The 6,916-nt window shown below is 65.3% G+C and carries 4 protein-coding genes; 2 read left to right on the top strand and 2 right to left on the bottom strand.

The genetic code is table 11. From position 1 onward, the window contains the following. Both EOA49_RS29050 and EOA49_RS29045 read left to right on the top strand, forming a co-directional pair. Nucleotides 1-931 (top strand): HAMP domain-containing sensor histidine kinase (locus tag EOA49_RS29050; protein ID WP_164749312.1); only part of this gene is annotated, 931 nt, incomplete at its 5' end. Next, entirely contained in the window at nucleotides 931-3,909 is a 2,979-nt protein-coding gene (locus EOA49_RS29045; RefSeq protein ID WP_164746828.1) for a bifunctional [glutamine synthetase] adenylyltransferase/[glutamine synthetase]-adenylyl-L-tyrosine phosphorylase, read from the top strand. The genes EOA49_RS29050 and EOA49_RS29045, both read left to right, overlap by 1 nt. 48 nt (nucleotides 3,910-3,957) lie before the next feature. Here EOA49_RS29045 and EOA49_RS29040 read toward each other — a convergent pair whose 3' ends face one another. Both EOA49_RS29040 and EOA49_RS29035 read right to left on the bottom strand, forming a co-directional pair. Continuing rightward, nucleotides 3,958-6,279 (bottom strand): PAS domain-containing sensor histidine kinase, encoded by a 2,322-nt coding sequence (locus EOA49_RS29040; protein WP_127241088.1) that lies wholly within the window; start codon nucleotides 6,277-6,279, stop codon nucleotides 3,958-3,960. A 173-nt stretch (nucleotides 6,280-6,452) separates the two neighbouring features. Further along, on the bottom strand, nucleotides 6,453-6,916 hold a 464-nt coding region (locus EOA49_RS29035), incomplete at its 5' end, for an aminopeptidase N C-terminal domain-containing protein (RefSeq protein WP_127243501.1).

Here is a 6,916-nt window from a genome sequence, read left to right as displayed (position 1 = left end):
CTTCCGGGCCGTCATCCGCCGCGCGCTGATGCTGGCGCTGGGCATGATGGGGCTCGGCGGCCTCTTGATCTGGTTCTTCGTCGGGCGCGCCGCGCTGAAACGCATCGACAGCGTCTCCGACGCAAGTCGCCGCATCATGGGCGGCGACCTCAGCGGACGGCTGCCGGTGACCGGCGCCGGTGACGAATTCGACCGCCTGTCCGAAAACCTCAACACGATGCTTGCCCGTATCGCCATGCTGAACGAGGGGCTGAAGCAGGTCTCCGACAACATCGCTCACGATCTGAAGACGCCGCTGACCAGGCTGCGCAACCGCGCCGAAGCCACCCTTGCCGGCAAGCGCAAGACGACGGACTACCGTCAGGCGCTGGAGGGAACGATCGCCGAGTCCGACCAGCTCATCAAGACCTTCAACGCCATCCTGATGATCTCGCGGCTGGAGGCCGGCTATTCCTCCGAAACAACCGGCCCGGTCGACCTCGCCGCCACGGTGAGCGATGTCGTCGAGCTCTACGAGCCGGTGGCGGAAGAGGCGGGCGTCGTGCTGGAAACCTCGGTGCCGGAGGCGGTTACCATCAACGGCAATCGCGAGCTGATCGGCCAGGCACTGTCGAACATCGTCGACAACGCCATCAAATACTCGACCGGCGCCGCCGAGAGCCCGAAAGTGCGCGTCACGCTGGAGCGCATCGGCGGCGAGGTCAAGCTCGCCGTTTCCGACAATGGCCTTGGCATTCCCGACGATGCCGACCGCGCCAGGGTCACCGAGCGTTTCGTGCGGCTGGAGAAGAGCCGTTCGCAGCCGGGCTCGGGTCTGGGCCTTAGCCTCGCCAAGGCGATCATGACTTTCCATAACGGCAGGCTTGATCTTCTGCCCGCCAATCCCGGATTGTCCGTAGTCATGAGTTTCCCGGCCCGGGAGACGCATTGATGACGGCAAGAATGGCAAAAAAGAAGATCGATACGGAATGGCAACTCCGACCGACGCTGGCGCTTCGCCCGCTCGGCGGCGACCATGCCCGGCGGGAATTGTCTGAGATCGCTGACGCGGCCGAGCAAGACGGCCTTCCGCGTCTGGCCGCGTTCCTCGCCGGCCAGGGAGCACTGCAGGAATTGCTCGCCGCCATCTTCGACCTGTCGCCGTTCCTGCGTGATACGGCCCGCCGCCGGCCGGCCATTCTCGACAAGCTGTTCGGCCAGACGATCGAAGCGCGTCTCAACGAGATCGGCGAGGCGGTCGATCGCGCTGCACGGGCCGAAAATGTTTCGGAATCGAGCCTGATGATGGAACTCAGGCAGTTCAAGGTCGAAGCGCATTTCCTGATCGCGCTGGCCGATCTGTCCGGCGAAGCCGAAACCGCGCTGACGGTGCGCCGTCTGAGCGACCTGGCGGATGCTTGCACACGCGCCGCCGTCGATTTCCTGCTGCTCGACGCGCACGGGCAGGGCAAGCTCAAGCTGCCCCATCCGGAAGACCCGGCGCGCGGCTCGGGCTGGATTGTGCTCGGCATGGGCAAGCTCGGCGCGCATGAGCTGAATTTTTCCTCCGACATAGACCTCGTCGTCTTCTTCGATCCGGAGGCGCCGGCGGTGGTCGATCCGCTCGATGCGACGGAGCTGTTCTCGCGCCTTACCCGCCGTCTCGTGCGCATCCTGCAGGACCGCACCGAGCATGGCTATGTCTTCCGCACCGATCTGAGGCTGCGCCCCGATCCCGGCTCGACCCCGCTGGCGATCCCGGTCGAGGCGGCGCTTCGTTATTACGAGGCCCGCGGCCAGAACTGGGAGCGCGCCGCCATGATCAAGGCGCGGCCGGTGGCCGGAGACCTTGCCTCGGGCTCGGCCTTCCTCAAGGAATTGCAGCCCTACGTCTGGCGGAAATACATGGACTACGCCGCTATCGCTGACGTCCATTCGATCAAGCGCCAGATCCATGCCCACAAGGGCCACGGCGAGATCGCGGTGAAAGGCCATAACGTCAAGCTCGGCCGCGGAGGCATCCGCGAGATCGAGTTCTTCGTCCAGACGCAGCAGCTGATTGCCGGCGGCCGCTTCCCGGAACTGCGCGGCCGCGAAACGGTGCCGATGTTGGACGCGCTCGCCGCGCGCGGCTGGATCACCGCCGATGCGCGCGATGCGCTCACCCGGCAATACTGGTTCCTGCGCCGTGTCGAGCATGCCGTCCAGATGGTGGCCGACGAACAGGCGCATGTCCTGCCGGAAGAGGACGAGGAACTGGAGCGTATCGCGCTGATGCTCGGCTTCACCGGCGAGGCGGAATTCGCGGAAGCTTTCCGCGCCTCGCTGCAGCAGGTCGAGCGCCATTATGCGGCGCTGTTCGAAACGGCACCCGAACTGTCGGCCGGCGTCGGCAATCTGGTCTTCACCGGTGATGTCGACGATCCCGACACGCTGCAGACCTTGCATCGCCTCGGCTTTCAGCGGCCGAGCGACATCTGCCGCGTCATTCGCGGCTGGCATTTCGGCCGCTACCGCGTCACCCAGTCGGCGGAGGCGCGCGAGCGGCTGACGGAACTGACGCCGGCGCTGCTGAAAGCCTTCGGCCAGACGCGCCGCGCCGACGAGGCGCTGATCCGCTTCGACGAGTTCCTCGCCGGCCTGCCGGCAGGCATCCAGCTCTTCTCGCTTTTGCAGTCCAATCCGGCACTGCTCAAGCTGATGGCGACGATCATGGGCGCCGCTCCGCGGCTCGCCGCCATCATCACGCGCCGCCCGCATGTGTTCGACGGTCTGCTCGATCCGGCGTTGCTCGCGGAACTGCCCGACCGTGCCTATTTGTCGGCGCGGCTTGCGGCTTTCATCGACGGAGACCGCGCCTATGAGGATGTCCTTGACCGGCTGCGCATCTTCGCCTCCGAGCAGAAATTCCTGATCGGCGTGCGACTGCTTGCGGGCTCCATCGATCCCGGGCGCGCCGGTCGCGCCTTCTCCGACCTGGCCGATCTCACGATCGAAGCGGCGCTCAACGCAGTCATCGCCGAGTTCGCGTTGCGCCATGGCAGGATTGCCGGGGGCAGGGTCGCGCTCCTCGGCATGGGCAAGCTGGGCAGCCGCGAGCTCACTGCCGGCTCGGATGTCGATCTGATCCTGCTTTATGACCACGACGCGGATGCGGAAGACTCCGATGGCGAGAAGCCGCTGGCGCCCTCACACTACTACACCCGCATGACGCAGCGGCTGATCGCCGCCGTCTCGGCGCCGACGGCCGAAGGCGTCCTGTATGAGCTCGACCTTCGCTTGCGCCCCTCCGGCAACAAGGGGCCCGTCGCCACCCATGTCGACGCCTATAAGAAATATCAGCGGCAGGATGCCTGGACCTGGGAGCATATGGCGCTGGCACGAGCACGCGCCATCGGCGGTGACGCAGCGCTTTGCGCCGAGGTCGAGGACGAGGTCGCGGCGGTTCTCGCCCAGCCGCGCGACGGCGCCAAGGTGAAGGCGGATGCCTCCGAGATGCGGGCGCTGATCGACACGGAAAAGCCGCCGCGCGATCTCTGGGACATCAAGCTGATCCCCGGCGGCCTGATCGACCTTGAATTCATCGCCCAGGTCGCGGTCATCACCGGCGCGGTCGAGGCTGGTAGGCGGGCAACCGCGACGGCGGAAGTGCTGGCGCGGCTGGCCCCCGGTTACGCGGCGCCTGATGTTCGGCAGGAGCTTTGCGAGGCCTGGAGGCTCTATCTCGCGCTGACCCAGATGATCAGGCTCTGCCTTACCGGCGAGTTCCAGCGCGACGATGTTCCGCCTGGGCTTTCTGATCTGCTTCTGGCGGCCACCGACCTGCCGGATTTCGGTGTGCTCGAAGCGCATCTCAAAGAGACGTCGCAAAAGGTTCGGAAGGATTTCGACCTTCTGCTTCGCGCGGGAGCGTCGATCTCGCGAGGTTAATCCACGCGTCATTCCTTGGCGCCGGCGTTTCGAATTTCAGCGCGCAAATTAAGCCGCCACCTTGACCATGGGCGGCGCCTTCTTCAGCGGGATGCGCACCGAAACGATGGTGCCGACGCCTTCGGTGGAGCGAATCTTCAGCGCGCCCCCCTGCAGTTCGGCGAGCGAACGCGAGATGGCGAGGCCCAGGCCGGAACCGGTGTGGTTCTTGGAGAACTGGTTTTGCACCTGCTCGAACGGCCGCCCGAGCTTGCTCAGCGCCTGCTTCGGGATACCGCAGCCATTGTCCTCGATGGTGAGCACCAGCGCGCCTGAGGCGCTGCGCGCCCTGACCGTGATCTTGCCGCCCTGTCCGGTGAACTTCACCGCGTTGGAGAGCAGATTGATTGCGATCTGCTTGATCGCGCGGCGGTCGGCGTAGAGCCGCATCGCATCGGCGATGCGCGTCTCTACCGTGATCGACTTCTCCGCCGCCTGCAGCGAGATGACGCGAACCGTTTCCCTGATCAGCGGGCAGAGGTCGATTTCCTCGCGGTCAAGCGAGAACTGGCCGGCCTCGATCTTCGACATGTCGAGAATGTCGTTGATGACGCCGAGCAGGTATTTGCCGCTGCCGTTGATGTCGCCGGCATATTCCTCGTAGCGCTCGGAACCAAGCGGTCCGAATAGGCCTTGCTGCATCAGCTCGGAGAAGCCGATGATGGCGTTGAGCGGCGTGCGCAGTTCATGCGACATATTGGCGAGGAATTCGGACTTCGCCCGGTTGGCGGCCTCGGCGCGCTCGGTTTCCTTCATGTATTTGCGATTGAGCTCGACAAGCTCCTTGGCGCGTTCCTCTTCGGCGCGGCGGGCGAGGCTAAGATCGTGGATCGTCGCCATCAGGCGGCGCTCGCTGTCGACCAGCTTTTCCTGATGCAGCTTGATCTGGGTGATGTCGGAGCCGACCGAGACGATGCCGCCGTCTCTGGTCCTGAGCTCGTTGACCTGCAGCCAGCGTCCGTCGGCAAGCTGGCGCTCCAGCGTGACACCGCCATGCGGCCCGTTGGCGTTGGCCAGCCTGCGCTCCGAGGCGAAGGCGAGCATCCGCTCCTCCAGCATGTCGCGGGTCGCGCCCGGCATCACGTCACGGTCCGAGAGCCCGTTGTCCTGCTGGAATTTGGAGTTGCACATGATCAGCCGTTCGGCGGCATCCCACAGCACGAAGGATTCGTTGATGTTCTCGATCGCCGTGCGCAGCCGCATGTCCGCCGCTTCCGAGCGCAGCGCGAGATGCCGCTGCTCGGTGACGTCGACGGCGATGCCGATCAGCTGGATCTCGGGCGCTTCCGGGTCGATCACCTGGGCGCGGGCGCGCATCCACACCCATTGGCCGTCGGCGTGGCGCATACGGAACACCTGGTCGATATGGTGGATCTCGCGCTCGACGATGCGGTTGGCGAGCTCGAAGAGGTCGCCGTCGTCGGGATGGATGATCTCGTCGACCTCGCCGAAGGACAGCATTGTGTCGCAAGGCTCGTAGCCTAGCATGTCGTACATCGAGCGCGACCAGTACATCTTGCCGCGCACCATGTCCCAGTCCCACAACCCGCAGCGGCCGCGCACCAGCGCCATGTCGATGCGCTGATGCGCTTCGAGATAGATGCGGTCGGCCGCCTGGGCGCGCGCCGCCTGGCCGAAATAGGCGTAAAGGATGACGATCAGCACGCCGGCCGTCAGCACGAACAACGTGACATTGAGCGACACCGTCTTGCGCCAGCTGTCGAACACCGCCTCCTTGGGCACCAGCACCGCCGCGGCGTTCTTGCGGTCGCCGGTGAGGCTGACGGCGGCGAACCAGTCCTTGCCGCCGATGCTGACATCCATAACGCCGGCGCGGTCGCCGAACATGAACAGCGGCTGGCCGCCGAGCACGAGGCTGTCCAGCGAGCGTCCCTGCCAGCCGGTCGACAATGGCGATACCGCGACGATCTTGAAAGCGCCGTCGGTGATGGCTAGCACGTGGCTGCGACCCATGGCGCCCTGGCGGCTGGTCTTCTCCAGAAGGTCCGTCGCATTCACGCCGGCTGCGTTCGGGTCGGCCGTAATCGCCTGTGCCATCTGGCCGGCGGCTAACGCCAGCACCGACTTGGCGTCGCGTTCGACCTCGTCGCGGTCGTTCACCAGCGACAGGAAGCGCAGTGCGGCGATGACGATCAGGAAGATGATGATCAGTGCGGGGATGGAGCGGCGCAGCAGCGGTTCCGCCGCCAGCAGCCGCTGGTAGGCGGGTTCGGCGATCAGACGCGCATTGCCGGCAGGCCCGCCGCTCCTTGCCTCGCGACGCGCAAAAGCTCTCCCTCCGGGCGCGCCCCACGCGTCCGTCTTGGCCATAAATGGCACTCCCCGATTTGCCGCATACTTGACGATCCGGCTACGCCGCACGTCCGAATCGTCAATAAGGAATCAAAGGTGATTCGCCTTGTCCAGAGGCGCGGCCAAAAAAGATTAAAAGTTGATTGAAATTCGTCGAAACTGCTGATCTCCCCCACGAGGGAGATTGCTAATCACACCAGCGTCCGCTCCACGATGTCGCGCAGGTCGGCCGACAGGTTGTCGGCGTTCGCGATCTGCAGCAGTGCCTGCCTTGCCTTGTTCTGTCGGACCGGTTCCAGCGAGCGCCAGGACCTGAGCGCCGTCGCCAGCCGTGCTGCCACTTGCGGGTTGCGCTTCTCGACCTCCAGCACGGTCTCGGCGAAGAAGCGGTAGCCCTGGCCGCCGGAAAGATGGAAGCCGGTCTGGTTGGCGCTGGAGAAGGTCCCGATCAGCGAGCGCACCCGGTTCGGATTCGCGATCGAGAAGGCAGGGTGCTGCATCAGCGCGCGCACGTTTTCGACGGTCAGCGGTCCCGGCACTCCGGCCTGGATCTGGAACCATTTGTCGAGCACCAGCGCATCGCCGCGGTATCTCATCTCGAAGGCCGACAGTGCATCCTCCGCTTGCGCGGAGCCGGCATGACGGTGCGCCAGCA

This window comes from Mesorhizobium sp. M1A.F.Ca.IN.020.04.1.1 (assembly GCF_003997315.1).
In the GTDB taxonomy this organism is placed as follows: domain Bacteria; phylum Pseudomonadota; class Alphaproteobacteria; order Rhizobiales; family Rhizobiaceae; genus Mesorhizobium.
This window is presented reverse-complemented; position numbering and strand designations above follow the sequence as displayed.

Coding starts and splice junctions, on each gene's coding strand:
- EOA49_RS29045 (WP_164746828.1), top strand. CDS start 931: ATGACGGCAAGAATGGCAAAAAAGAAGATCGATACGGAATGGCAACTC.
- EOA49_RS29040 (WP_127241088.1), bottom strand. CDS start 6,279: ATGGCCAAGACGGACGCGTGGGGCGCGCCCGGAGGGAGAGCTTTTGCG.